Source organism: Cronobacter condimenti 1330, from assembly GCF_001277255.1.
In the GTDB taxonomy this organism is placed as follows: domain Bacteria; phylum Pseudomonadota; class Gammaproteobacteria; order Enterobacterales; family Enterobacteriaceae; genus Cronobacter; species Cronobacter condimenti.
On record NZ_CP012264.1, the window covers coordinates 3,104,814 to 3,128,320 of the forward strand.

20 protein-coding genes and 6 tRNA genes are annotated in these 23,507 nt (G+C 54.3%); 16 read left to right on the plus strand and 10 right to left on the minus strand.

The genetic code is table 11. The annotated features are described in order from the left end of the window. Positions 1–96: 96 nt before the first annotated feature. The 3 genes from AFK62_RS14185 (at position 97) to AFK62_RS14195 (ending at position 3,852) form a co-directional block, all read left to right on the plus strand. Positions 97–1,338 carry a DUF1479 domain-containing protein gene (locus AFK62_RS14185; RefSeq protein ID WP_007667259.1) on the plus strand — a complete coding sequence of 414 codons (1,242 nt, stop codon included), beginning with the start codon at positions 97–99 and terminating at the stop codon, positions 1,336–1,338. Between the two features lie 78 nt (positions 1,339–1,416). Beyond that, positions 1,417–3,108 carry a sensor histidine kinase gene (locus AFK62_RS14190; RefSeq protein ID WP_007667262.1) on the plus strand — a complete coding sequence of 564 codons (1,692 nt, stop codon included), beginning with the start codon at positions 1,417–1,419 and terminating at the stop codon, positions 3,106–3,108. Positions 3,109–3,120: 12 nt separating this feature from the next. Further along, positions 3,121–3,852, plus strand: coding sequence for a LytR/AlgR family response regulator transcription factor (locus tag AFK62_RS14195; protein WP_007667265.1), 732 nt, complete (start codon positions 3,121–3,123; stop codon positions 3,850–3,852). Positions 3,853–3,899: 47 nt separating this feature from the next. Here AFK62_RS14195 and glk read toward each other — a convergent pair whose 3' ends face one another. Beyond that, on the minus strand, positions 3,900–4,865 hold the full coding sequence (glk, locus tag AFK62_RS14200) for a glucokinase (protein WP_007667267.1): 966 nt from the start codon (positions 4,863–4,865) through the stop codon (positions 3,900–3,902). Positions 4,866–5,018: 153 nt separating this feature from the next. After that, complete coding sequence (locus tag AFK62_RS14205; RefSeq protein ID WP_007667269.1) at positions 5,019–6,686, minus strand: alpha-keto acid decarboxylase family protein; 1,668 nt, start codon at positions 6,684–6,686, stop codon at positions 5,019–5,021. Between the two features lie 220 nt (positions 6,687–6,906). Between AFK62_RS14205 and mgrA the strand changes: the two genes are divergently transcribed. Both mgrA and AFK62_RS14215 read left to right on the plus strand, forming a co-directional pair. Then, positions 6,907–7,896, plus strand: a complete 990-nt coding sequence (gene mgrA / locus AFK62_RS14210; RefSeq protein WP_007667271.1) for an L-glyceraldehyde 3-phosphate reductase — start codon at positions 6,907–6,909, stop codon at positions 7,894–7,896. Between the two features lie 136 nt (positions 7,897–8,032). Beyond that, on the plus strand, positions 8,033–8,389 hold the full coding sequence (locus tag AFK62_RS14215; RefSeq protein WP_007667273.1) for a DUF2502 domain-containing protein: 357 nt from the start codon (positions 8,033–8,035) through the stop codon (positions 8,387–8,389). Between the two features lie 55 nt (positions 8,390–8,444). Here the strand turns inward: AFK62_RS14215 and AFK62_RS14220 are convergent, their stop codons facing one another. Continuing rightward, positions 8,445–9,683 carry an Nramp family divalent metal transporter gene (locus tag AFK62_RS14220; RefSeq protein ID WP_032984110.1) on the minus strand — a complete coding sequence of 413 codons (1,239 nt, stop codon included), beginning with the start codon at positions 9,681–9,683 and terminating at the stop codon, positions 8,445–8,447. Between the two features lie 355 nt (positions 9,684–10,038). On the opposite strand from AFK62_RS14220, the gene AFK62_RS14225 reads away from it, so the two are divergent. Continuing rightward, complete coding sequence (locus tag AFK62_RS14225; protein WP_032984113.1) at positions 10,039–11,223, plus strand: NupC/NupG family nucleoside CNT transporter; 1,185 nt, start codon at positions 10,039–10,041, stop codon at positions 11,221–11,223. A 43-nt stretch (positions 11,224–11,266) separates the two neighbouring features. On the opposite strand, the gene AFK62_RS14230 is transcribed toward AFK62_RS14225, so the two are convergent. The 3 genes from AFK62_RS14230 to AFK62_RS14240 form a co-directional block, all read right to left on the minus strand. Continuing rightward, complete coding sequence (locus AFK62_RS14230) at positions 11,267–13,456, minus strand: EAL domain-containing protein (protein WP_007667288.1); 2,190 nt, start codon at positions 13,454–13,456, stop codon at positions 11,267–11,269. A gap of 183 nt (positions 13,457–13,639) precedes the next feature. Further along, a tRNA-Ala gene (locus AFK62_RS14235) sits at positions 13,640–13,715 on the minus strand. Positions 13,716–13,759: 44 nt separating this feature from the next. Continuing rightward, positions 13,760–13,835: transfer RNA gene (locus AFK62_RS14240), tRNA-Ala, on the minus strand. Positions 13,836–14,055: 220 nt separating this feature from the next. On the opposite strand from AFK62_RS14240, the gene AFK62_RS14245 reads away from it, so the two are divergent. Beyond that, positions 14,056–14,415 carry a YfeC-like transcriptional regulator gene (locus AFK62_RS14245; RefSeq protein WP_032984114.1) on the plus strand — a complete coding sequence of 120 codons (360 nt, stop codon included), beginning with the start codon at positions 14,056–14,058 and terminating at the stop codon, positions 14,413–14,415. A gap of 3 nt (positions 14,416–14,418) precedes the next feature. Next, on the plus strand, positions 14,419–14,808 hold the full coding sequence (locus tag AFK62_RS14250) for a YfeC-like transcriptional regulator (protein WP_007667297.1): 390 nt from the start codon (positions 14,419–14,421) through the stop codon (positions 14,806–14,808). A gap of 24 nt (positions 14,809–14,832) precedes the next feature. On the opposite strand, the gene gltX is transcribed toward AFK62_RS14250, so the two are convergent. After that, positions 14,833–16,248 carry a glutamate--tRNA ligase gene (gene gltX, locus AFK62_RS14255; protein ID WP_007667300.1) on the minus strand — a complete coding sequence of 472 codons (1,416 nt, stop codon included), beginning with the start codon at positions 16,246–16,248 and terminating at the stop codon, positions 14,833–14,835. Positions 16,249–16,508: 260 nt separating this feature from the next. Here gltX and AFK62_RS14260 point away from each other — a divergent pair. The 5 genes from AFK62_RS14260 to AFK62_RS14280 all read left to right on the plus strand — a co-directional run bounded on the left by AFK62_RS14260 (position 16,509) and on the right by AFK62_RS14280 (position 17,388). Further along, a tRNA-Val gene (locus AFK62_RS14260) sits at positions 16,509–16,584 on the plus strand. Between the two features lie 42 nt (positions 16,585–16,626). Next, positions 16,627–16,702, plus strand: a tRNA-Val gene (locus tag AFK62_RS14265). Positions 16,703–16,751: 49 nt separating this feature from the next. Next, positions 16,752–16,827, plus strand: a tRNA-Val gene (locus AFK62_RS14270). Between the two features lie 4 nt (positions 16,828–16,831). After that, a tRNA-Lys gene (locus AFK62_RS14275) sits at positions 16,832–16,907 on the plus strand. A 148-nt stretch (positions 16,908–17,055) separates the two neighbouring features. Continuing rightward, positions 17,056–17,388 (plus strand): FlxA-like family protein, encoded by a 333-nt coding sequence (locus AFK62_RS14280; protein WP_032984413.1) that lies wholly within the window; start codon positions 17,056–17,058, stop codon positions 17,386–17,388. Between the two features lie 86 nt (positions 17,389–17,474). Here the strand turns inward: AFK62_RS14280 and AFK62_RS14285 are convergent, their stop codons facing one another. From AFK62_RS14285 to zipA, 3 genes are all read right to left on the minus strand, one after another. After that, positions 17,475–17,690, minus strand: a complete 216-nt coding sequence (locus AFK62_RS14285; RefSeq protein WP_007672735.1) for a DUF3820 family protein — start codon at positions 17,688–17,690, stop codon at positions 17,475–17,477. A 1-nt stretch (position 17,691) separates the two neighbouring features. Continuing rightward, positions 17,692–19,710 (minus strand): NAD-dependent DNA ligase LigA, encoded by a 2,019-nt coding sequence (gene ligA, locus AFK62_RS14290; protein WP_007672736.1) that lies wholly within the window; start codon positions 19,708–19,710, stop codon positions 17,692–17,694. Positions 19,711–19,778: 68 nt separating this feature from the next. Further along, the gene (zipA, locus tag AFK62_RS14295) at positions 19,779–20,729 is read right to left on the minus strand and encodes a cell division protein ZipA (RefSeq protein ID WP_007672737.1); all 951 of its coding nucleotides are present in this window, start codon (positions 20,727–20,729) and stop codon (positions 19,779–19,781) included. Positions 20,730–20,960: 231 nt separating this feature from the next. Between zipA and cysZ the strand changes: the two genes are divergently transcribed. The 3 genes from cysZ to ptsH all read left to right on the plus strand — a co-directional run bounded on the left by cysZ (position 20,961) and on the right by ptsH (position 23,481). Next, positions 20,961–21,722, plus strand: coding sequence for a sulfate transporter CysZ (gene cysZ / locus AFK62_RS14300; protein ID WP_007672739.1), 762 nt, complete (start codon positions 20,961–20,963; stop codon positions 21,720–21,722). Between the two features lie 145 nt (positions 21,723–21,867). Next, on the plus strand, positions 21,868–22,839 hold the full coding sequence (gene cysK, locus AFK62_RS14305; RefSeq protein WP_007672745.1) for a cysteine synthase A: 972 nt from the start codon (positions 21,868–21,870) through the stop codon (positions 22,837–22,839). Positions 22,840–23,223: 384 nt separating this feature from the next. Continuing rightward, a complete protein-coding gene (ptsH, locus tag AFK62_RS14310) occupies positions 23,224–23,481 on the plus strand; it encodes a phosphocarrier protein Hpr (RefSeq protein WP_000487600.1) in 258 nt (85 codons plus the stop codon). The last annotated feature ends 26 nt before the right edge of the window (positions 23,482–23,507 follow it).

Below are 23,507 nucleotides of genomic sequence, written 5' to 3' on the forward strand. Positions count from 1 at the left end.
TGAAAGTTAACCCTGTTTTATTTGATGAGAGATGTTTATATTAACGTTGACGCAACAAAACAATAACCCCTGTTCCCGACCACTGGAGTACGCGAGATGACCCTGCAAATTAATGACCTTCCCGCCGCTATCCGTGAAATCAAACAACGGCTGCGAAGCGCGCTGCCGAACTATCAGGCTGTGTTCGCTGAGCTCGAAGCGGATATTTCACGCCAGATTGACGCCATCAAAAGCGAAACCGCCCGCGGCGAAAATCCGGTGCCGCAGATCCACGCCGACGATATTGTGCATGGCCGTATCAGCGAGCAGCAGAAAGCACGGATCCGCGAGCGCGGCTGCTGCGTGATTAAAGGCGTCTTCCCGGAAGCCCAGGCCCGCGCCTGGAACCAGGAAGTGGGCGATTATCTGGCGCGCAACCACTTTGTCGAAAAACTAAAAAATGCGGCGGAAGATAACTATTTCGGTACGCTTGCCGACAGTAAGCCGCAGATTTACGGCATTTACTGGTCCAAACCGCAGGTTGAGGCGCGCCAGCATGAACGCATGAAGGCCGCGCAGGTGTTTCTTAATAATCTCTGGCAGACGCAAAGCCATGGCAAACAGCATTTCGACCCGAACCGTGTAGTGACCTATGCTGACCGCACGCGCCGCCGCCCGCCGCGTTCGTCGTCGCTTGGGCTGTCGCCGCATGTCGACGGCGGCTCGGTAGAGCGCTGGCTGGATGACCATTTCCGTCACGTTTACCGACACGTGTTTAACGGCGAATGGCAGCGCTATAACCCGTTTGATGCCGAAGGGCGCGTCGACGCGCGTGAAATCCCCTCGCCCGCAGTCTGTTCGATGTTTCGCACCTTCCAGGGCTGGACGGCGCTGTCTGAACAGCGCAAGCACGGCGGCACGCTGACACTGCTGCCGGTCGCCAATGCGATGGCGTATATTCTGCTGCGCGCATTGCAGGACGACGTACCGGAAGATTCGTTGTGCGATGCAAAGCCTGGACGGGCGTTATCCATTAACGAACAGTGGCATCCCCTTTTACTGACCGGGATTTCCTCTATTCCGGATATGGAGCCGGGCGACACCGTGTTCTGGCACTGCGATGTGATTCACGCGGTGGAAAATGAACATCAGGGCGAATTCGACAGTAACGTGATGTATATCGCCGCCGCGCCCTGGTGTGAGAAGAACGACGCATATCTGAAGCGCCAGTGGCCAGCGTTTGTGGAGGGCCGCTCGCCGCCGGACTTCGCGTCAGATGATTTTGAAGTGGATTTCAGCGGCCGCGCCACGCAGGCCGACCTTACCCAAGCCGGACGCGAACAGCTCAAAGGCGCGTAACCGGCAAAACCTGGCGGCTGGTCAAGGGCCGCCAGGTTTTCTATCATGTCCCTTTCCTGCCAGACATCCGGATTTTCCGTGCACGAGATTTTCGATATGCTGCTCGCGGTCTTTGACCGCGCGGCGCTAATGCTGATTTGCCTCTTTTTCCTGATTCGCATCCGTCTGTTCCGGGAGCTGCTGCACAAGAGCGCCCATACGCCAAAAGAGCTGCTGGCGGTGACGGCGATCTTCTCGCTGTTTGCGCTCTTCAGCACCTGGTCCGGCGTCCCGGTGGAGGGCTCGCTGGTCAATGTGCGTATTATCGCCGTGATGTCCGGCGGTATTCTCTTCGGCCCGTGGGTCGGCCTTATTACCGGTGTTATCGCCGGGCTGCATCGCTACCTGATTGATATTGGCGGTATCACTGCCATCCCCTGTTTTATCACCAGCATCGTCGCAGGCGGGCTTTCCGGCTTTATCAGCCGCCGCGTGCCGAAAGCGCAACACTGGCGTGTCGGAATTATTGGCGGGATGCTGTGCGAAACGCTGACGATGATTCTGGTAGTTATCTGGGCGCCGACGACTGCGCTTGGGCTGGATATCGTGTCAAAAATCGGCGTGCCGATGATCCTCGGCAGCGTGTCGATTGGCTTTATCGTGTTGCTGGTGCGAAGCGTTGAGGGTGAAAAAGAGGCGAGTGCCGCGCGCCAGGCGAAACTGGCGCTCGATATCGCCAACAAAACGCTGCCGCTCTTTCGCCATGTGAACAGCGAATCGCTGCGCCAGGTCTGCGATATTATCCGCCGCGATATCAACGCGGATGCCGTCGCCATTACCAATACCGAAACGGTGCAGGCGTATGTCGGCGTGGGCGAGCATAATTATCAGGATAATAACGACGTCCTGAGCCCGACGACTCAGCAGGCCATTCATTACGGTAAAATCATCATCAAAAACAACGATGAGGCCCACCGCACGCCGGAAATCCATTCGATGCTGGTGATCCCACTGTGGGAGAAAGGCGTTGTGACCGGCACGCTAAAAATCTATTACTGCCACGCGCACCAGATAACGTCATCGCTCCAGGAGATGGCGATCGGACTTTCGCAGATTATCTCTACCCAGCTTGAGGTGTCGCGCGCTGAGCAGCTCCGGGAAATGGCTAACAAAGCCGAGCTGCGGGCGCTGCAGAGCAAAATTAACCCGCATTTTCTGTTTAACGCGCTGAACGCGATTTCGTCTTCTATACGCCTTAATCCGGACACCGCACGCCAGCTGATTTTTAATCTCTCACGTTATCTGCGCTACAACATCGAGCTAAAAGATGATGAGCAGATCGATATTAAAAAAGAGCTTTATCAGATTAAGGATTACATCGCGATTGAGCAGGCGCGTTTCGGCGACAAACTCACCGTGATTTATGATATCGACGACGAGGTAAACTGCCGCGTCGCCAGTCTGCTTATCCAGCCGCTGGTGGAAAACGCCATTGTGCATGGCATTCAACCGTGTCGCGGTAAAGGCGTGGTGACGCTTAGCATCACCCAGAGTGGCAGCCGGGTCCGCATTGCGGTCCGCGATACCGGCCACGGCATCGATCCGCAGATTATCGAACAACTGGATACCAACGACATGCCGGTGAATAAGATTGGGCTTATCAATGTGCACCATCGCGTGAAGCTGTTATATGGCGAGGGGTTGCATATTCGCCGCCTGGAGCCAGGCACGGAGATTGCGTTTTACGTACCCGATCAGCCGCTGCGCCCAGGCGACGCCGTACTGTTGTAGAGAGGGAATGCGATGAAAGTCATTATCGTTGAGGATGAAGTCCTCGCGCAGCAGGAGCTGAACTGGCTGATTAAAACCCACAGCCAGATGGAAGTGGTCGCCACGTTTGAAGACGGGCTGGACGTGCTGAAATATCTCCAGCAGCATGACGTGGACGCGATTTTCCTTGATATCAACATCCCGTCGCTGGACGGCGTGCTGCTGGCGCAGAACATCAGTAAATTCGCCCGTAAGCCGTTTATCGTCTTTATCACCGCCTGGAAAGAGCACGCGGTAGAGGCCTTTGAGCTGGAAGCGTTCGACTACATTCTGAAACCGTATCAGGAGTCGCGCATTATCGGTATGTTGCAGAAGCTGGAGGCCGCCTTTGTACAGCAGAACGCGCCGCACGCCGCCGCACCTGCCGGGCGCGAGAACGCGACGATCAATCTCATCAAAGATGAGCGGATTATCGTCACTGATATTAACGATATCTATTATGCCGAAGCACACGAGAAGATGACCTTCGTCTATACGCGCAAAGAGGCGTATGTGATGCCGATGAATATCACCGAGTTTTGCAGCCGCCTGCCGGAGGCGCATTTCTTCCGCTGCCACCGTTCGTACTGCGTTAACCTGAATAAAATCCGCGAAATCGAGCCGTGGTTTAATAACACCTATATTTTACGGCTGCGCGATCTGGATTTTCAGGTGCCAGTGAGCCGCAGCCGGGTGAAAGAGTTCCGCCAGCTGATGCGGCTGTAAACGGCTGTCCAGTCGAACAAAAAAGGCGCCATGCGGCGCCTTTTTTGTCAGAGGATTTGCCCCAGCGTCTGGCGCAGATGCGCGCCGGCGCCAAGCAGCCCTGGCTGGTCGTGTACGATAAGATAGACCGGGATATCCTGGACATACGCTTTAAAACGGCCTTTGTCTTCAAACCCACCGCGAAAACCGCTCGCAGTAAAGAAATCCAGGAAGCGTGGCACGATACCGCCTGCGATATACACGCCGCCAAAAGTGCCGAGCGTCAGCGCCAGGTTGCCGCCAAAACGGCCCATAATGACGCAAAAGAGCGACAGCGCGCGGCGGCAGTCGGTGCAGCTATCATCCAGCGCGCGTTCGGTAATATCTTTCGGGCGCAGGTTCTCCGGCAGACGGCCATCGGCTTTAACAATTGCGCGATAGAGGTTCACAAGCCCCGGCCCTGAGAGTACACGCTCAGCAGAGACATGCCCCACTTCGGCGCGCAACTGATCAAGGATAATCGCCTCTTCTTCGCTGTTCGGTGCGAAATCGACATGACCCCCTTCGCCCGGCAGGCTTACCCAGCGCTTATCAACATGCACCAGATGCGCGACGCCAAGGCCGGTTCCCGCGCCGTAAACGGCGATCGGTTTATTCGGTTGCGCCTCGCCGCCGCCGAACTGGATCAGGTGTTCGGTTTTCAGCATCGGGATCGCCATCGAAACCGCGGTAAAATCGTTAATAATTTCCAGATGCGCAAAGCCGAGGTTCTTTTTCATTTCGGCAATGGAAAACGCCCAGACGTGGTTGGTCATTGCCACCCAGTCGCCGGTAATCGGACAGGCAATGGCGATACAGCCATCCGTGACCGTGGCGTTATGTTCATCCAGATATACCCGCACCACCGCTTCCAGGCTCGGATAATCAAGGCCGGAATAGGTTTTCGCCTTGAGTATTTCGCCACTGTCTACGTCGCACAGCGCTAAGCGTGCGTTGGTGCCGCCCACGTCTCCCACCAAAGCATATTTGGTCATTCTGTTGCTGCTCCGCTCAATTCAAAATAATCTCGGCACACTCTAAATTCACGGCGCCTGAACAACAATGACCATAGCATAAGTGCCCCGGGTTTAGAGACTTACATCACAGATAACCGTGCACGTTTCAGCATCTTCTGTACTTTCAGCCGGTTAATCCTCCTTCGCGCCGTTGCGTGCCTCCAGCGCCCGGCTAACGGCATCAAGCAGCGGCGGCACGTCTTCCTTCGGCAGCATCACTTCAATGAGCGACAGCCGTTCAGGGCGCGCCAGCCTGGCGAATACCTCGTGAAGCTGCGCGGTGTCGCTCACTCGCCAGCTCTGCGCCTGCCGGTCAGCGTTCAGCGCATGCGGCAGTTGCGTCCACTGCCACGGCGCGATGTCGTTATAGCGTTGCGTCGCGCCGTGAATGGCGCGCTCCACCGTATAGCCATCATTATTAAGCACGATGACCACCGGTGCCTGGCCGTCGCGCAGCATCGAGCCGAGTTCCTGAATGGAGAGCTGTGCGGCGCCGTCCCCGGTGATGAGTATCACGCGGCGGTTCGCACAGGCAGTCTGCGCGCCAAACGCCGCAGGTAACGCGTAGCCAATCGACCCCCAAAGCGGCTGCACCAGAAAATCACATCCGGCGGGCAGGCGCAGCGCGGCGGCCCCAAAGGCGGCGGTACCCTGATCGACTGCCAGAATATCGCCGGGTTGCAGAAACTCCTCAATCAGCGGCCAGAAGTTATTCTGGTTGAGCGCACCGGTAGCAGGTGGCGTGACGGCTTTCGGCACGATGTCCGGCGGCGCGAGGCGCGCGCTGTGGCGTTTCGTGATGTCATGCAAGATGGCGACTGCCTGATCCATCGCAATGCCGCTAAACCAGCGATCGCCCACCCGCGTCGCCCAGGGCTGTACGTCGATCGTTTGATCGCGCGTCAGGCGCTGGGTAAACCCGGCAGTGATAGTGTCGGAGAACTGGACGCCGACGCAAATCACCAAATCGGCCTCTTCTATCGCCCGACAAACTGCCGGGTCGCTCGCCGCACCGCTGTAGGTGCCGGTAAAACCAGGTTTGGTTTCATCCAGCACCCCTTTGCCCATCAGCAACGAACTGTGCGGCATGGGCGTGTCATCCATCCACTGATGTAGCGCTTTTTGTACGCCGAAGCGCTGCGCCAGAAAATCTGCCAGCAGCGCCACGCGCCCGGCGCTGGCAAATCGCGCCTGCGCCGCCTCACGAAACGCCGCAAGCCGGGCGTCATCCCCTTGGGGGCAAGGCACAGTGAGAACGTTTACAGGTGCTGTGGCAGGCGCGCTTGCCACATCTGTAGGCAGCACGAGGTACCCGGGACGACGAGTGCGCAGCATCTCAGCCATGACGCGATCGATTTCGCTGCAGGCATTGGCGGGCGTCAGCCATCCCTGCGCGGCCGTGACCTCTTTAGCGATACGCATAAAATGGTGAAAATCACCGTCGCCCAGCGTGTGGTGCAGCACTTCACCCTTACGCTGCGCCGACTGGCAAGGTGCGCCAACGACATGTAACACCGGCACCGCTTCGGCGTAGCTCCCCGCAATAGCATTGAGGGCGCTGAGTTCCCCGACGCCGTACGTCGTGAGCAACGCCCCGATACCGGTGCAGCGGGCATAACCGTCTGCAGCATAGGCGGCGTTAAGTTCATTGGCGCAGCCGACCCACGTGATGCCCGGGTGTGCGATAACGCTATCGAGAAACAGCAGATTGTAATCTCCGGGAACGCCAAACAGGTGTTTAACGCCACATCCCGCCAGACGGTCCAGCAGATAATCGGCAATACAGTAGTGGTCTGGCATATTCGCCATCCTTTTTCAGGAGCCTGTAATGAGTATTAAGGAAGTGTGATCCCTGTCCAGGATGCGGCAGCAAAAAACGGTGGCAAGCAAGATTTACGCACTTGAGCGGTGTAGGCTGACCGCTTTCGCATTTTGTGTAACCGTATACACTTGCGGTATCGCTTTATGGCCCGACCCGATCCCCCAACAGTGCAGCAACCACTTACAGAGGTGAATAAGCATGGTTTATCAGGCAGATCCTGCTCGCTACGCCACCATGGAATATCGCCGTTGCGGACGCAGCGGTTTAAAACTTCCCGCAATTTCGCTGGGCCTGTGGCATAACTTCGGCGATGCCACGCTGGTTGAAACCAGCCGCCAGCTGTTACGCCGGTCGTTCGATCTCGGCATCACGCATTTTGATCTCGCCAATAATTACGGACCGCCGCCGGGGGCTGCCGAAAGCCATTTCGGGCGCATTCTGAAAGAAGATTTTCTGCCCTATCGCGACGAGCTGATTATCTCCACCAAAGCGGGTTATACGATGTGGGACGGCCCTTACGGTGACTGGGGATCGCGCAAGTATTTGATTTCGAGCCTCGATCAGAGCCTAAAGCGCATGGGGCTTGAGTATGTTGATATTTTTTATCACCACCGTCCGGACCCGGAGACGCCGCTTGAAGAAACCATGCGGGCGCTCGACCACGTGGTGCGTCAGGGCAAAGCGTTGTACGCAGGCATTTCGAACTACCCGGCAGACCGCGCCCGCGAGGCGATTGCTCTGCTGGAGCAGCTCGGTACGCCATGTCTTATCCACCAGCCGAAATATTCCATGTTTGAGCGCTGGGTTGAGGACGGCCTGCTGGATTTGCTGCAGGAAAAAGGCGTGGGCAGCATCGCGTTTTCACCCCTCGCGGGCGGCCAGTTGACCGATCGCTACCTGAACGGTATTCCGCCAGACTCGCGCGCCGCCAGCGGCAGCCGTTTTTTAAACCCCGACCAGATAACCGATGAAAAACGGGAGAAAGTGCGCAAGCTCAATGAGATAGCCATGCAGCGCGGGCAAAAGCTTTCGCAGATGGCGCTTGCGTGGGTGTTGCGCGATGAAAAAGTGACCTCGGTGCTGATTGGCGCAAGCAAGACCACCCAGATTGACGACGCTGTTGGAATGCTGGCGAAACGGGACTTCTCAGCCCAGGAGCGCGAAGCTATCGAAGCCATTCTGGCATAGCGCAAGAAGCGCCGCTGCTTTAGCAAAAAGTGCGGTCATACCTGATTTCAGAGTCGGAGCGATGCTGCAGGGATTTACACATCCGTAATATTACTGCAACAGGCCACCAACGGCCCCGATCGTGAAGGAGATAAGTATGTTCAGGTCACTGATTCTTGCAGCGGCGTTACTTGCGGGTACGGCTCCGCTTGTCGCCAGCGCCGGCGAAATCACCCTGTTGCCATCCATCAAATTACAAATTGGCGATCGCGACAATTACGGTAACTACTGGGACGGCGGGCGCTGGCGCGACCGCGACTACTGGCGCAATCATTATGAATGGCGTGGCGACCGCTGGTGGCGCCATGACAATGGCCGTCATCGCGGCTGGGATAAACATCGCGGCTGGGACGACCGTCGGGCGTATGAACGTGGCTATCGCGAAGGCTGGAACGATCGCGACGACCGTCGCGGGTGGGGTAAACATGGTCACGGGCACGGTCATCATCACTAAGTAACCTACCCCAAAACGAGAAAAGGCAGGCTTTGCGCCTGCCTTTTTTACATCCTTATAGCCCAAGTGCTGTACCGACCAGCAGCCAGATATTGAGCGCCACCACCAGCACCACAATCGCCCAGCCAGTACGTTTTACCCATGGTGTGTTGACCAGTTCGCCCATCAGCGTTTTATTGCTGGTAAAGAACAGCAGCGGAACCAGCGCAAGCGCAATACCAAAGCTCAGCAATACCTGACTCATTACCAGAATGCGCGTCGGATCGAGCCCCATCAGGATAACGATAAACGAAGGCGCCATAGTGACCGAGCGGCGCACCCAAAGCGGAATGCTGAAGCGAACAAACCCTTGCATCACTACCTGGCCTGCCAGCGTCCCAACAACCGTCGAGGAGAGCCCGGCGGCGACCAGACTCAGGCCGAAAATTGTCGCCGCGGCATGGCTTAATAACGGTTCAAGCGTCAGATAAGCCTGATCCAGCTCGGCCACTTTGGTGTGCCCGCTGAAGTGAAATGCCGCCGCCGCCGTCGCCATCATCGCCAGATTCACAAAACCCGCGATGGTCATGGCGATAGCCACATCCCACTTAGTGGCGGAGTAGCGTTCTTTGCGCGAACCGTCATGCAGATTCTGCGTCAGAGAGGAGTGCAGGTAGATAACGTGCGGCATGATGGTGGCACCCAATACCCCCGCGGCCAGGAAGACAGCCTCAGAGGTGGGCAGACTCGGGATTAACATCCCCTTACCAAGCGCGGCAAGTTTCGGCTGCGAGAAAAATAGCTCAACGATATAGGCCGCTGCCACAAACAGCAGTAGCCCGCCTATCACTTTCTCAAGCGGTTTCTGCCCGCGTTTTTGCAGCATCAGGATCAAAAACGTGGCAATGCCCGTCAGTACCGCGCCCTGCAACAGTGAAACGCCAAGGATCAGCTTAAAGCCTATCGCGGCGCCAATGAATTCCGCGAGATCGGTCGCCATCGCGATGATCTCCGCCTGAACCCAATAAAACCAGACTACCGGACGTGGATAGTGATCGCGGATCTGCTCAGCGAGGTTTTTGCCTGTGGCGATGCCAAGCTTTGCGGAAAGCACCTGAATAAGCATCGCCATCAGGTTGGCCCAGACCACCACCCACAGCAATTGATAGCCGAAGCTGGCCCCGGCCTGAATATTGGTAGCGAAATTACCTGGATCGATATAGCCAATGGCAGCGATGAAAGCTGGCCCCATAAGTGCCAGTCTTAACTTCCGCGCTGTACGGCCACGACTTTGCTCAACGCGACTGTGGTTCATTCTCTGCCCCTGAAATATAGCCTTTGCTATATTTCATGCTATCAAAATGAGAATGATTATCAAGTTCATTAGACCGGACAATCCTGATGGCTCTGATAGCTGAAATCAATAGCAGGCGGGTTAAGGTCGAGGAATACGCGGGAAACACTATCGCATGCACCCATGTATGTTAAAAGTGTAGCAGCAAAAGATAACCTTTCACTGCTTTACGCAACATAACATTTTTGTATGTTTGATCACTCTTTTAGCGTTTGGTCACATGACGTGACTATAGTGTGTTGCAGATCTCGTTTTCTAAATGGTTGTTGCATAGAATGTGCACGGAAATTAAACCTGCCTCATGTTTGGAGCAAATATGTCCCGCATTCTTCATTTCGTTTTGGCGCTCGCCGTTGTAGCGCTCCTTGCGATGCTCGTCAGTAGCAACCGCAAACAAATTCGCATTCGTTTCGTCATACAGCTTTTAATTATTGAAGTCTTGCTCGCTTATTTCTTCTTAACTTCCGATGTGGGCCTGGGTTTTGTGAAGGGCTTTTCCGAGATGTTTGAGAAACTGCTGGGTTTCGCGAACGAAGGGACGAACTTCGTGTTCGGTAAAATGAACGATGAAGGCCTGGCTTTCTTCTTCCTGAGAGTGCTCTGCCCTATCGTCTTTATCTCTGCGTTGATCGGTATTTTGCAACATATTCGCGTACTGCCCATTGTTATCCGCGCTATCGGTACCGTGCTTTCTAAAGTCAACGGTATGGGCAAGCTTGAATCCTTCAACGCGGTAAGCTCGCTGATTCTGGGACAATCAGAAAACTTTATCGCCTATAAGGATATTCTGGGCAAAATGTCGCGCAACCGCATGTACACCATGGCCGCAACCGCCATGTCTACGGTGTCCATGTCGATCGTTGGCGCGTATATGACCATGCTTCAACCCAAATATGTAGTGGCAGCGCTCGTCCTGAACATGTTCAGTACCTTCATCGTGCTTTCTCTTATCAACCCATACCGCGTTGAAAATGAAGAAGATCTGCAGATGTCCAATCTGCACGAAGGTCAGAGCTTCTTTGAAATGCTGGGCGAGTACATTCTGGCTGGTTTCAAAGTCGCCATTATCGTCGCGGCAATGCTGATTGGCTTTATCGCGCTGATCTCCGGCCTGAATGCGCTGTTTGCTGCCGTCCTTGGCATCTCTTTCCAGGGCATTCTTGGTTATATTTTCTACCCGGTAGCCTGGGTGATGGGCGTTCCGGCAAGCGAAGCGCTGCAGGTCGGCAGTATTATGGCGACCAAGCTGGTGTCTAACGAATTCGTTGCGATGATGGATCTGCAGAAACTGGCGGGCACTATTTCTCCGCGTGCGGAAGGTATTCTGTCAGTGTTCCTGGTTTCCTTCGCGAACTTCTCATCTATCGGCATCATCGCGGGTGCGATTAAAGGCCTCAATGAAGAACAGGGTAACGTGGTTTCCCGCTTCGGCCTGAAACTGGTTTACGGCTCAACGCTTGTGAGTATTCTCTCTGCGTCTATCGCCGCACTCGTGCTGTAATCCTCTGCTGTTAATGAAAACCGGAGCCTGTGCTCCGGTTTTTTTATGTCTCACGTTCAAGCGGCTCAGGCCGTCCTGGCAGATAGCCCTGGATGTACTCAACGCCCAGCGAGAACAGTAAATCGCGCTGCGCCGGGGTTTCCACAAATTCCGCCACCACGGTCAGCGACCGGGCCTTCGCCAGATCGCAAATCGATTTGACCACCAGCGCATCAAACGTATTGCTCACCACATGACGCACAAAGCACCCATCAATTTTAATGATATCGGCCTGTAGGTTTTTGAGTCGCTCGAAGTTGGCATAACCCGTGCCGAAATCATCAATGGCAATGCAAAACCCACGCTCCTGCAACAGCGCAATATTTTGCATCGTGTTTTCTGACCCCGAAAGCGCCTGCTCCTCCGTTACCTCCAGAATGACAGCGCTCACAGGGACCTGATAGTGCTGAAACAGCGCGATGGCTTGCTGCGCAATCCCCTTCTGTTGCAGCGTGAGCGGCATCAGATTCACGGAAAACCGGGCGCCAGGCTGAGCCTGTGGGTGCGCATGCAGGTACTGAAGGAGTTTTTCCAGCACTTGCATATCAAAGCGCGCGCTCAGGTTAAAACGGGTGATGAGCGGGATAAACTGAGTGGGCAGGATGAGTTCACCATCGCAATGAAGCCGCGCCAGAATCTCCGCGTAGCCCTCGCCCTGGGCGTTGCGTATGGGCTGCGCGAAAAGCGTTACGCCGTCCTGCGCCAGCGCACGCTTCACCTTCTGAAACATCAGCACCGGTTCGCTGGTTTGGCCAGAAATTCCTTTGCTGCGGCTCTCCAGCGCCACGACCGGTTCAGTGACGTCTGCCAGCTCTGCGAGATAACTCAGTTGACCAATTGTGCGATACAGCTCCTCTGGTGCCTGCGCCTGATGCAGCGGCGCCCAGGCGGCGCTGTAGTCGAGCTCCAGTGGTGTCCCGTTCCACTGGATGCGCTTGCTGTTAAGCAGATCGACCATATGACGTAGCCGCGCCTGCGGCTCCGGCCCGCTGAGGAAAATTATCAAATCGCTGTCCGGCAGTTGGAATACCCTTTCGCCCGCATTAAGCCAGGGCAATAGCAACGCCGTGACCTCTTTTTTGCATTGAATGCGCATCATCAGGCCATAGTGACGGCTGAGAAATTCAAGGTTGGCCACACGCAAACAGCACAAGGCACCTGCCGGAGCGTTTTGCAAATGCCGCTCCAGCGCGCGCAGGTTCGGCAGGCGGGTCAGCGGATCGGTTAACGCGAGCATGCGGTACTGACGCTTCATCCATTCATTCTTGTTAAAAATGACCGTCATGAAACGCATTGAAACCGTAAATGAGATAAACAGCGAGAGCATAAACGCCAGGAGAAAACCGGTGTTATCCGGCGGTAAAAAACTGTGGTTACTGGCAAGCAATAATAATAACGACACTGACCAGAGCAGCGTGATAAGCACCGGTCCGATCAGGAAAATCCCAGCGGTAAATAAAACGAAAATAACTGGCAGAGTATAAATGGAGATTAAAAATAATTTAAACGGTAGCGTAAATAAAATAAGCAGAATGATAACAGTTGTGAACCAGCACAGCGCCAGCAGTTTCTTTTCCGGGCCCGTGAGGGGAATAATGCAGCGCCGCCAGAACGCCCGGGCGAAGGTGGAGCTCAACACCATCCTTACCGGATAATAAAAAAGATCGACAAAGATGGCCGACGCTGCCATCAACCCTTGCACGGTGACGATTGTATAAAATGAGGTGCTCTCACCAAAATATGATGCAATATCATCAGGATAATCAAGATAATAACCTGAAATAACCATCAGGGTTTTGATAAGGCATGGTGCCAGTAGCCCAAACAGAAACAGGCGCAGACCAGTACTTTTACGGGACAGCGCGAAGCGCCAGCGCCCCCCCTTTAGTGCACGAAAAACCGCACAGACGAAAATAATGGGCAGCAGGAAACTCAATACAAATGCCAGGAGTTGCAGACTATTTAACGGGAAAAACCAGGCGTAAAAAATAAAAAAAGAGAGTGCCAGCGGGGCCAGAGCGTAACGGCCAAAAAGATATATCATGGCCAGCATCAGGCTCAGCGGCAAATATGATAAATATATTGCTTCGCCATCAACGACGGCGAGAGGCGAAAGCATTCGCGCTAGTGGCAACAACAGGACGCACAGCAATAACGCGATGCCTGACTTACGCAAACCGTGGCGATAATTCATAAGGCGCTTCTTACAGGCATGGCGGCGTTTCCGACAGGGTTTCATCATAAAAACCTTTCGTCATGCTGGCAAGGAAATGCCTGTTTCAGGAGAATAATGCAGAAGATACTGAAAGTGAGGCGACAAAAAACCTTCAGACGCCAGAAAGCAAAAACCCCCGCCATCAGGCGAGGGTTTATATTTTGGTGGAGCTAAGCGGGATCGAACCGCTGACCTCTTGCATGCCATGCAAGCGCTCTCCCAGCTGAGCTATAGCCCCACGACGTTTTCGTATTACTCACCAAACCTGATGGGATTAAGGTTTGGTGGAGCTAAGCGGGATCGAACCGCTGACCTCTTGCATGCCATGCAAGCGCTCTCCCAGCTGAGCTATAGCCCCGTGTAATACCATGTCGCGTTGACGGGCGGGATAATAAGAATTCCACCGGACAGTGTCAACGCCAAATTTATCTTTACCTTTCAAGTGCCGAAAAAGGCAGCAAAAAGGCGTAAAAAAACCGCCGCTCTCCCGATATGCTAGTTATTCCCGTCACAGTTTCCCGTACTATGATCTTGTACGATTAACCACTAATAGACTTACATTTTGAAAAGGATTTGCCATGGTCAAGGACCGAATGACCCCCGACGAACTGGCTCATTACACGGGATATAGCCGCCAGACCATTAATAAATGGGTACGCAAAGAAGGCTGGCACACGTCGCCAAAACCCGGCGTTCAGGGCGGGAAAGCGCGCGTAATCCACGTAGATGAGCAGGTGCTGGATTTTATTCGCAGCGCGCGACGCGCCTCTGACAATATCGCAACCTATACCGCCGCCGTTGATGCGCCGCTTGAAAATCTGCTGCTGAATTCCCTGAAAGAGATGAGCCAGTCTGAGCAAAAACAGCTGACTTCATTACTCCTGCGTGAAGGTATTGCCGGAATGCTGCAGCGCCTGGATATTCGCCATACGGATTAAACCATGAACAGATTTACACGCTGGATGACAGCAGGCGAACTGGGAGAGCTGACTGGCTATACGGCCCAGACCATTAGCGGTTGGGCGCGCAAAAATGGCTGGAAGCGCATTCCGCTCCGAGGACGTCAAGGCGGCGCGCTGTTGATCCTTATTACCCAGCAAGTGTATGACTATTTTCTTGCTACCGATAAGCTGCGTTACAGCGCGCATCTTTATAGCCGCGCAGAAGAGAGCGAAACACCTTATGAAACCTGGGATAATGACATCCTGGCGCAGGTTATTCGCACGCTGGAGACGATGAGCCCGCAAGAGCAGGCGCGCCTTAGCGAACTGATTAACGAAGAAGGTACGGCAGGGCTAGTGAAAAGGCTTGGCCTCAACGCAGAAAAGTAAAAGCCGGCTACGCCGGCTTTTTTATCACTGTTGACTTTCACGCTCGGCAATAAACGCCAGCGCTTTATTTATACGCTCAATACTGCGGGATTTACCAATTGCATGGACGGTCACGTCCAGGCCTGGAGACTGTCCTGCACCGGTGACAGCTACGCGCAGCGGCATACCGACTTTCCCCATCCCTACTTCCAGTTCATCCGCGGTGGCCTGAATAGCATGATGTACGTTTTCCGCCGTCCAGTCGGTCAGAGCTGCGAGTTTGTCACGTACAACTTCCAGCGGCTGACGCGCGACCGGACGCAGATGTTTTTTCGCCGCGTCTGCGTCGAACTCGCTAAAATCTTCATAGAAATAGCGGCAGGTCTGCGCCATCTCTTTAAGTGTTTTGCAGCGCTCGCCCAGCAGTTTCACCAGTTCTGCCAGTTGCGGACCATTACGAGTGTCGATATTTTCCTGCTCAATATGCCATTGCAGATGCGTCGCTACATATTCTGGCGCCAGCGTATTAATGTAGTGATGGTTCAGCCACAGCAGTTTATCGGTGTTAAACGCGCTCGCTGATTTACTGACCGCGTCCAGCGAGAAGAATTGAATCATCTCTTCGCGAGTGAAAATCTCCTGATCGCCATGAGACCAGCCCAGACGGACCAGATAGTTCAGCAGCGCTTCCGGCAGATAGCCATCGTCACGATACTGCATCACGCTTACCGCGCCGTGACGTTTGGAAAGTTTTTTGCCGTCATCGCCATTGATCATAGAAACATGCGCGTACAGCGGCACCGGTGCGCCCAGCGCTTTCAGGATGTTAATCTGGCGCGGGGTATTGTTGATGTGGTCTTCACCGCGGATCACGTGGGTGATTTCCATATCCCAGTCATCGACCACTACACAGAAATTATAGGTCGGTGAACCGTCGGTACGGCGGATGATCAGATCGTCAAGTTCAAGGTTGCTGAACTCAATGGGGCCGCGGATCTGATCGTCAAACACGACAGAACCGTCCTGCGGGTTCGCAAAACGCACCACGCAAGGCTCGTCATCCGCGTGATGTTCATGGCTATGGCGGCAACGACCGTCATAACGAGGCTTTTCCCCTTTCGCCATCTGCTCTTCACGCAATGCTTCCAGACGCTCTTTCGAGCAATAGCATTTATATGCGGTACCCGCTGCCAGCATTTCATCAATGACAGCGTTATAGCGATCGAAACGTTTGGTCTGGAAATACGGACCCTCATCCCACTCCAGGCTCAGCCAGTTCATTCCATCCATAATGGCTTCGATGGCTTCCGGCGTAGAGCGCTCAAGATCGGTGTCTTCAATACGCAGCACGAACTCACCGCCCTGATTGCGGGCGAAAAGCCAGGAATAAAGAGCGGTACGGGCGCCGCCGACATGCAGATAGCCTGTCGGGCTGGGCGCGAAGCGGGTTTTGATTTTCATTGATTGGCCTTAGTGTTTAACAATGCCATTAAGCGGCACATGCCAGGGAGTGACAAAGTGGGCAATATTCTACCACCGTGTGCTGATTCCTCAATCTTGATACCTTACGCCACGGCTTTGCGACCGTTATCTGTTGATAAATCATACCCTAAAGCCCGATAAACCAACGTGCTGTCTAATTTTACGACGAACAAACAAAAACTTTGGAAAAGGCGTTGACTCATTTTCAACTCTCCCTATAATGCGACTCCACACAGCGGGGGTGATTAGCTCAGCTGGGAGAGCACCTCCCTTACAAGGAGGGGGTCGGCGGTTCGATCCCGTCATCACCCACCACTCTAATAAGTGGCTCCGTTGTGTAGATAAGAAATGAGAAGTGGGTGATTAGCTCAGCTGGGAGAGCACCTCCCTTACAAGGAGGGGGTCGGCGGTTCGATCCCGTCATCACCCACCACTTTCTCGCCAGCGAATTTCTTATCATGCAGTAACAGAATTACCGAAGTGGGTGATTAGCTCAGCTGGGAGAGCACCTCCCTTACAAGGAGGGGGTCGGCGGTTCGATCCCGTCATCACCCACCACTTCGGGTCGTTAGCTCAGTTGGTAGAGCAGTTGACTTTTAATCAATTGGTCGCAGGTTCGAATCCTGCACGACCCACCAATGTAAAAAGGCGCCCTAAAGGCGCCTTTTTGCTATGCGCACTTTTCTGCTATTTTCCCCCTTTTATCCGGCTATTTATCACCCTTACTCTCAGTTTTCCTGCCGCATTGCCGATACCTCCTCCAGGCCTATAAAAAAGGAGGACATGATGTCGACTACCATTACCGCTTCTACCCCGTCGGTTCAGACGAGCAGCAGCAGTGCGCCAACTGGCAACGATCTGGCTTCACAGATTGCTCGCCTGACCCAGCAAATCAACAAGCTTACGACCAAGCTTAAAGATCTTGCTGCAAGCGAAGGCAGCGCGGAAGAAAAGCAGAAACAGCAGCAGCTTATTCAGAATCAGATCAAAATGCTTCAGGCGCAACTCGCCCAATTACAGCGCGAGCAGGCTGAAAAAGCGCAGCAGAAACAGGAAAGCAAGCAGGTCGAGTCCGTTAAGCACGCTTCCGGCGATCACCAGGTAGATATTTACATATAAGAAAAATATTCTCGTCGACCGCCAGACAGCGCGACGGTAATTGGCAGGAATAAATAAGAGTACGGCGCGAATATCGCGCCGTTTTTTTAAGGTTTTTTCAAAGGCAGAACCAGATGGCCCAGCCCTTCGGTTTTGATAAGCAGCGTCACCGCCATCAACTCGCCCAGTTTTCCTGCAGGAAATTCATCCTTACGGGCAAACCACAGCAGATACTCCTCTGGTAAATCGATAAGCCTGCGGCCCTTGTATTTACCAAACGGCATTTGCGTATTGGCGATAGCGATGAGCTGCTCTTTTTCCATCTTACTCACCCAACAGACGCAGCATTTCAGCCTCGTCGATGACATCAACGCCAAGCTCCTGCGCTTTAGCAAGCTTAGAGCCAGCGGCTTCCCCGGCGATCAGCAAATCGGTTTTCTTCGATACACTGCCGCTGACCTTTGCGCCCAGCGCCGTAAGACGCGCTTTGGCGTCATCGCGAGACATCTGGTTTAACGTGCCGGTCAGCACAATCGTTTTCCCGGCGAACGGGCTGTCAATCTCTTCGGCTTTTATAAGCACCGGTGCGGGCCAGTGAATGCCGACCTCTTCGGTAAGATCGCGAATAACCGTGCGGTTACTCTCTTCTTCAAAGAAGTTAAACACATGCGTCGCCACCACAACGCCGACATCTGGTACTTTTTGCAGGTCGTCAATCGAGGCCTTAATTAATGCTTCAAGCGTACCGAAATGCGCCGCAAGCCCGGCTGCGGTCGCTTCGCCCACTTCGCGAATACCGAGGGCATACAGGAAACGCGCAAACGTCGTCTCTTTGGCTTTCTCCAGCGCATTGACCAGATTCTGTGCCGATTTCGGCCCCATGCGTTCAAGCCCGGTCAGCTTGCCCGCCGTCAGGCGGAACAGATCCGCTGGCGTATGGACGTACTCTTTTTCTACCAGTTGATCGATGATCTTATCGCCCATACCGTCCACATCCATGGCGCGCCGCGACACAAAATGCTTCAGCGCCTCTTTACGCTGCGCGCCACAAATAAGCCCGCCTGTGCAACGGGTTACCGCCTCGCCCTCGACGCGTTCCACGTCTGAGCCACATACCGGGCATTGCGCCGGGAATTCTATGGCCCGTGTCTCTTCAGGGCGTTCTGTCAGCACGACGTTAACCACCTGCGGAATAACATCCCCTGCACGGCGGATAACGACTTTATCGCCGATGCGCAGGCCAAGGCGTGCAATTTCATCGGCGTTGTGCAGCGTCGCGTTGCTCACCAGCACGCCTGCCACTTGTACCGGCTCAAGGCGCGCGACGGGGGTTATCGCGCCAGTACGCCCGACCTGGAACTCCACGTCGCGTACCGTCGTCATCTGCTCCTGCGCCGGAAATTTAAATGCCACGGCCCAGCGCGGCGCACGCGCAACAAACCCCAGTTGCTCCTGCAGCTCCAGCGAATCGACTTTGATAACCACGCCATCAATGTCAAAACCGAGCGTCGGGCGATCCGCTTCGACCTGATGATAAAACGCCAGCACCTCTTCCGGCGTTTCGACCAGACGGATGCGATCGCTCACCGGCAGACCCCATGCTTTGAACTGTTGCAAACGACCCATATGGCTGCGGGGCAGCTCGCCACCTTCAAGCAGGCCAACGCCATAACAGAAAAAGGTCAGCGGTCGTTTCGCCGTGACGCGCGGATCGAGCTGGCGCAGCGACCCGGCAGCCGCGTTACGCGGATTGGCAAAGACTTTTCCACCGGTGCGTCTCGCTTCCTCGTTGATCTTCTCAAAGCCCGCTTGCGGCAGAAATACTTCTCCACGCACCTCAAGGCGCGCTGGAATGTTATCACCATGAAGCTTCAGCGGAATGGCGCGAATGGTGCGCACGTTAAGTGTGATATCTTCGCCGGTGGTGCCGTCCCCGCGCGTAGCGGCGCGAACCAGCAAACCGTTTTCATACAGCAGGCTTACCGCCAGTCCATCCAGCTTCAGCTCGCAGCAGTAAACCAGCGCATCGGTGCTTTTCAGTCTGTCCTGCACGCGCTTGTTAAATGCCAGAAAACTGGTCTCGTCAAACACGTTATCAAGAGACAGCATCGGCACCTCATGGCGCACCTGGCTGAACGCAGTCAGCGGCGCAGCGCCCACACGTTGCGTTGGCGAATCGGGCGTCACCAGCTCAGGGTGCGCCTCTTCCAGCGCCCGCAGTTCGCGCATGAGACGGTCATACTCCGCGTCCGGTACTTCCGGCGCGTCCATAACGTGATAGAGAAATTCATGATGGCGAAGCGTGGTTCGCAGTTGAGTCAGTTTTTCTTCGATTGTGTCCATAACGCACCATCAATGATAAAAAACCCCCGACAGGCGGGGGTTATGGGAGAAAACGTTGCGGCGGCCTGTTAGCCATTGGCCTCTTTCACGTCACGAATGCGGTCCTGATATTCGCGAAGCTTCTGGGGCGTCATCATGCGGCGCTGATCGTCGAGCACCACGCCACCAACTTCATCGGCGATATGCTGCGCAGACTGCAACATCAATTTAAAGTTTTGCAATTCGTCGCCAAAACCTGGCACCTGCATGAAGATGGTGATACCCGGCGTGGTGAAATCGGTCATGGTTTCTGGATCAAACGAACCTGGTTTAACCATATTCGCAAGACTAAACAGCACAGGACCGCTGCCATCTGGGCTAAGATGGCGATGGAAAATGTTCATGTCGCCAAATTTAAACCCTGCCTGCTGGATGCTGTTGAACAGCACGTCGCCATTCAACTGGCTGCCGGCATGGGCTGCAACATTCATGATAATTACGGTTTCTTTAGGCTGCGGCTTTTCTGGCGCAGTGGCTGGCGCAGGTTCCGGGACAGGCTGCGGCTGCGGTGCAGATTCCTCAGCGGGCTGCGGCGCGGGCTGATGCATCGCAGGCTGTGCCGGTGCTGGCTGCAGCGGCGTGGTCTGGCGTACCGGCTGTGGCTGCGGTTGATGCACTGGCTCTTCAGACGCTTCGCCATACGGGACAACGGGTTCAGGCTCCACCGATTCGCGAACAGGCTGACGCGGTTGTGAAGGCGCGTAAGGCGGCTGATAGTTATGCTGAGGCTGACGAGCAGGCGCGGTTTCCGGCGCCGGCGCGCTGCGACGCACGCGAACTTCACCTACGCCCTCTTCGCCCAGTTCATCGAGGTCGTCTTCGTCTTCATCCTCATCGCGCTTTGATTTCATGCGCTTCATCGGACGATCGCGGAACATAGAAGAACGCTCCTTACGGCTGGTCCACAGGCCATGTACCAGTAAGGCGATTATGGCGATCGCGCCAACAATGATTAATATCAGACGCAAATCCTGCATCATTATATTCTCTGTTGTTCTAACACCTTGCCATGACGGCAAACATTTACTCACTAAGAGTATTTGCCCATTACGGCAAGTGCAAGTGCGCGCTCGGTTTTCCGGACAGAAAGATGAAAGAAATCGTGCTTTTTGCTGTTTTTTCGACCATTTCTCGGGTGGCGCAAATTTCCCTCTCGGTTAAGATAACCAGGACCGCGTCCGGGCGGGTCTTACAAGGAGCTTTGCGGGAATATGGTTTCTAACACAGGCGCAGTATCGCGCAGCGGTCTGTACTACCTTTCTCAGGGATTCAAGCTGATAAGCCAGCCGGGTATCCGGCGCTTCGTTATCCTTCCGTTGTTAGTTAATTTTCTGCTGATAGGCGGCGCTTTCTGGTGGCTGTTTAGCCGGCTCGATAATTGGATCCCGGCGCTGATGTCCCACGTGCCATCATGGCTCCAATGGCTCAATTATCTTCTCTGGCCACTCGCTGTCATTTCCATTGTGCTGGTGTTCGGCTATTTCTTTTCAACGCTCGCCAACTGGATAGCCGCGCCGTTCAACGGGCTACTGGCAGAGCAGCTAGAAGCGCGGTTAACCGGGGCTACGCCACCGGACACCGGCATTTTTGGCATTATGAAAGATCTACCGCGTATCATGAAGCGCGAATGGCAGAAGCTTGCCTGGTATTTGCCGCGCGCCGTGGTGCTGTTGCTGCTCTATTTTATCCCTGGCATTGGCCAAACCGTCGCGCCGGTATTGTGGTTCCTCTTCAGCGCCTGGATGCTCTCAATTCAGTATTGCGACTACCCTTTTGACAACCATAAAGTGCCTTTTAAAAGCATGCGCACGGCGCTGCGTGAGCGCAAAGGTCTGAATATGCAGTTCGGCGCGCTAGTGAGTCTTTTTACGCTGGTGCCGGTGCTGAACCTTGCGATCATGCCGGTAGCAGTATGCGGGGCAACCGCCATGTGGGTGGATTGCTATCGCGGCAAACACGCGAGCTGGCGCTAGCCTGCTGGCATATATCCGGGCTTATTCCATACTCTTAAGCATTATTTCGCACGGGCATAACGATATACGAAATCCTTACTTCCTCAGAAGCGTCGAGCGGGTATGCTGGTGCGGTTCCCAAATTTCATACAGTTAAGGACAGGCTATGAGCAAGATTTTTGAAGACAACTCGTTGACTATTGGCCATACGCCGCTGGTTCGACTGAACCGCATCGGTAACGGACGCATTCTTGCGAAGGTGGAGTCACGTAACCCAAGCTTCAGCGTCAAATGCCGTATCGGTGCCAATATGATTTGGGATGCGGAAAAACGCGGCGTGCTGAAGCCGGGCGTGGAGCTGGTGGAACCGACCAGTGGCAATACCGGGATTGCGCTGGCGTATGTCGCCGCCGCTCGTGGCTATAAGCTGACACTGACCATGCCGGAAACCATGAGCGTTGAGCGCCGTAAGCTGCTGAAAGCGCTGGGCGCTAACCTGGTGTTGACCGAGGGCGCGAAAGGCATGAAAGGTGCGATTCAAAAAGCCGAAGAAATTGTTGCGAGCGATCCCTCCAAATATCTGCTGCTGCAACAGTTCAGCAACCCGGCTAACCCGGAAATTCACGAAAAAACGACAGGACCGGAAATCTGGGAAGACACCGACGGCCAGGTCGACGTGTTTATTTCAGGCGTTGGCACAGGCGGCACGTTGACCGGGGTTAGCCGTTATATCAAAAACACCAAAGGTAAAACCGACTTGATTACCGTTGCGGTTGAACCGACCGACTCACCGGTTATCGCGCAGGCAATCGCAGGCGAAGAGCTGAAGCCAGGCCCGCACAAAATTCAGGGTATCGGGGCAGGCTTTATTCCCGGCAACCTTGATCTTAAACTTGTCGATAAAGTCGTTGGTATTACTAATGAAGAAGCCATCTCCACCGCGCGCCGCCTGATGGAAGAAGAAGGCATTCTGGCCGGTATCTCTTCTGGCGCAGCCGTTGCCGCGGCGCTGAAGCTGCAAGAAGATGAAACCTTTACCAACAAGAACATTGTGGTTATCCTCCCTTCTTCAGGTGAGCGTTATTTAAGCACTGCGCTGTTCGCCGATCTCTTCACTGAGAAAGAATTGCAACAGTGATGCCAGATTGTTAAATATGCGCAAAAAAGCACCCAAAAGGGTGCTTTTTTGTGGCATGCATCAAACTTTTGCTTTGTTTGGCATTGCCTGGATTGGTCGGGTCTGGTATTTAACCAGCAATTATTTCGATGCGTGAAATTAATCCCGAGGCGAATAGATGTGTGCTGAATCGATTTAACGATTTGGTCATGCTACTTCGTTCGCGTCATAATGATTAATGACGAGCGAAACGCGAGCCGCATGGAACATGATGCTATGCGTTTTTCGTGGTTCTGGCATCCGTGCTGCGTTCCGTTACGCCGGCGCTAACTATACAGGCTAAAGTCTGGCCGCCAGGCTAGACTTTAGTTCCACAACACTAAACCTATAAGTTGGGGAAATATAATGTTCCAGCAAGAAGTTACTATTACCGCTCCGAACGGTCTGCATACCCGCCCTGCTGCTCAGTTTGTGAAAGAAGCGAAAGGCTTCACTTCCGAGATCACTGTGACTTCCAACGGCAAAAGCGCCAGCGCAAAAAGCCTGTTCAAACTGCAGACTCTGGGTCTGACTCAGGGCACCGTTGTGACCATCTCCGCAGAAGGCGAAGATGAGCAGAAAGCAGTAGAACATCTGGTAAAACTGATGGCTGAACTCGAGTAAGTTCCGGGTTCTTATCAAAATCAGTC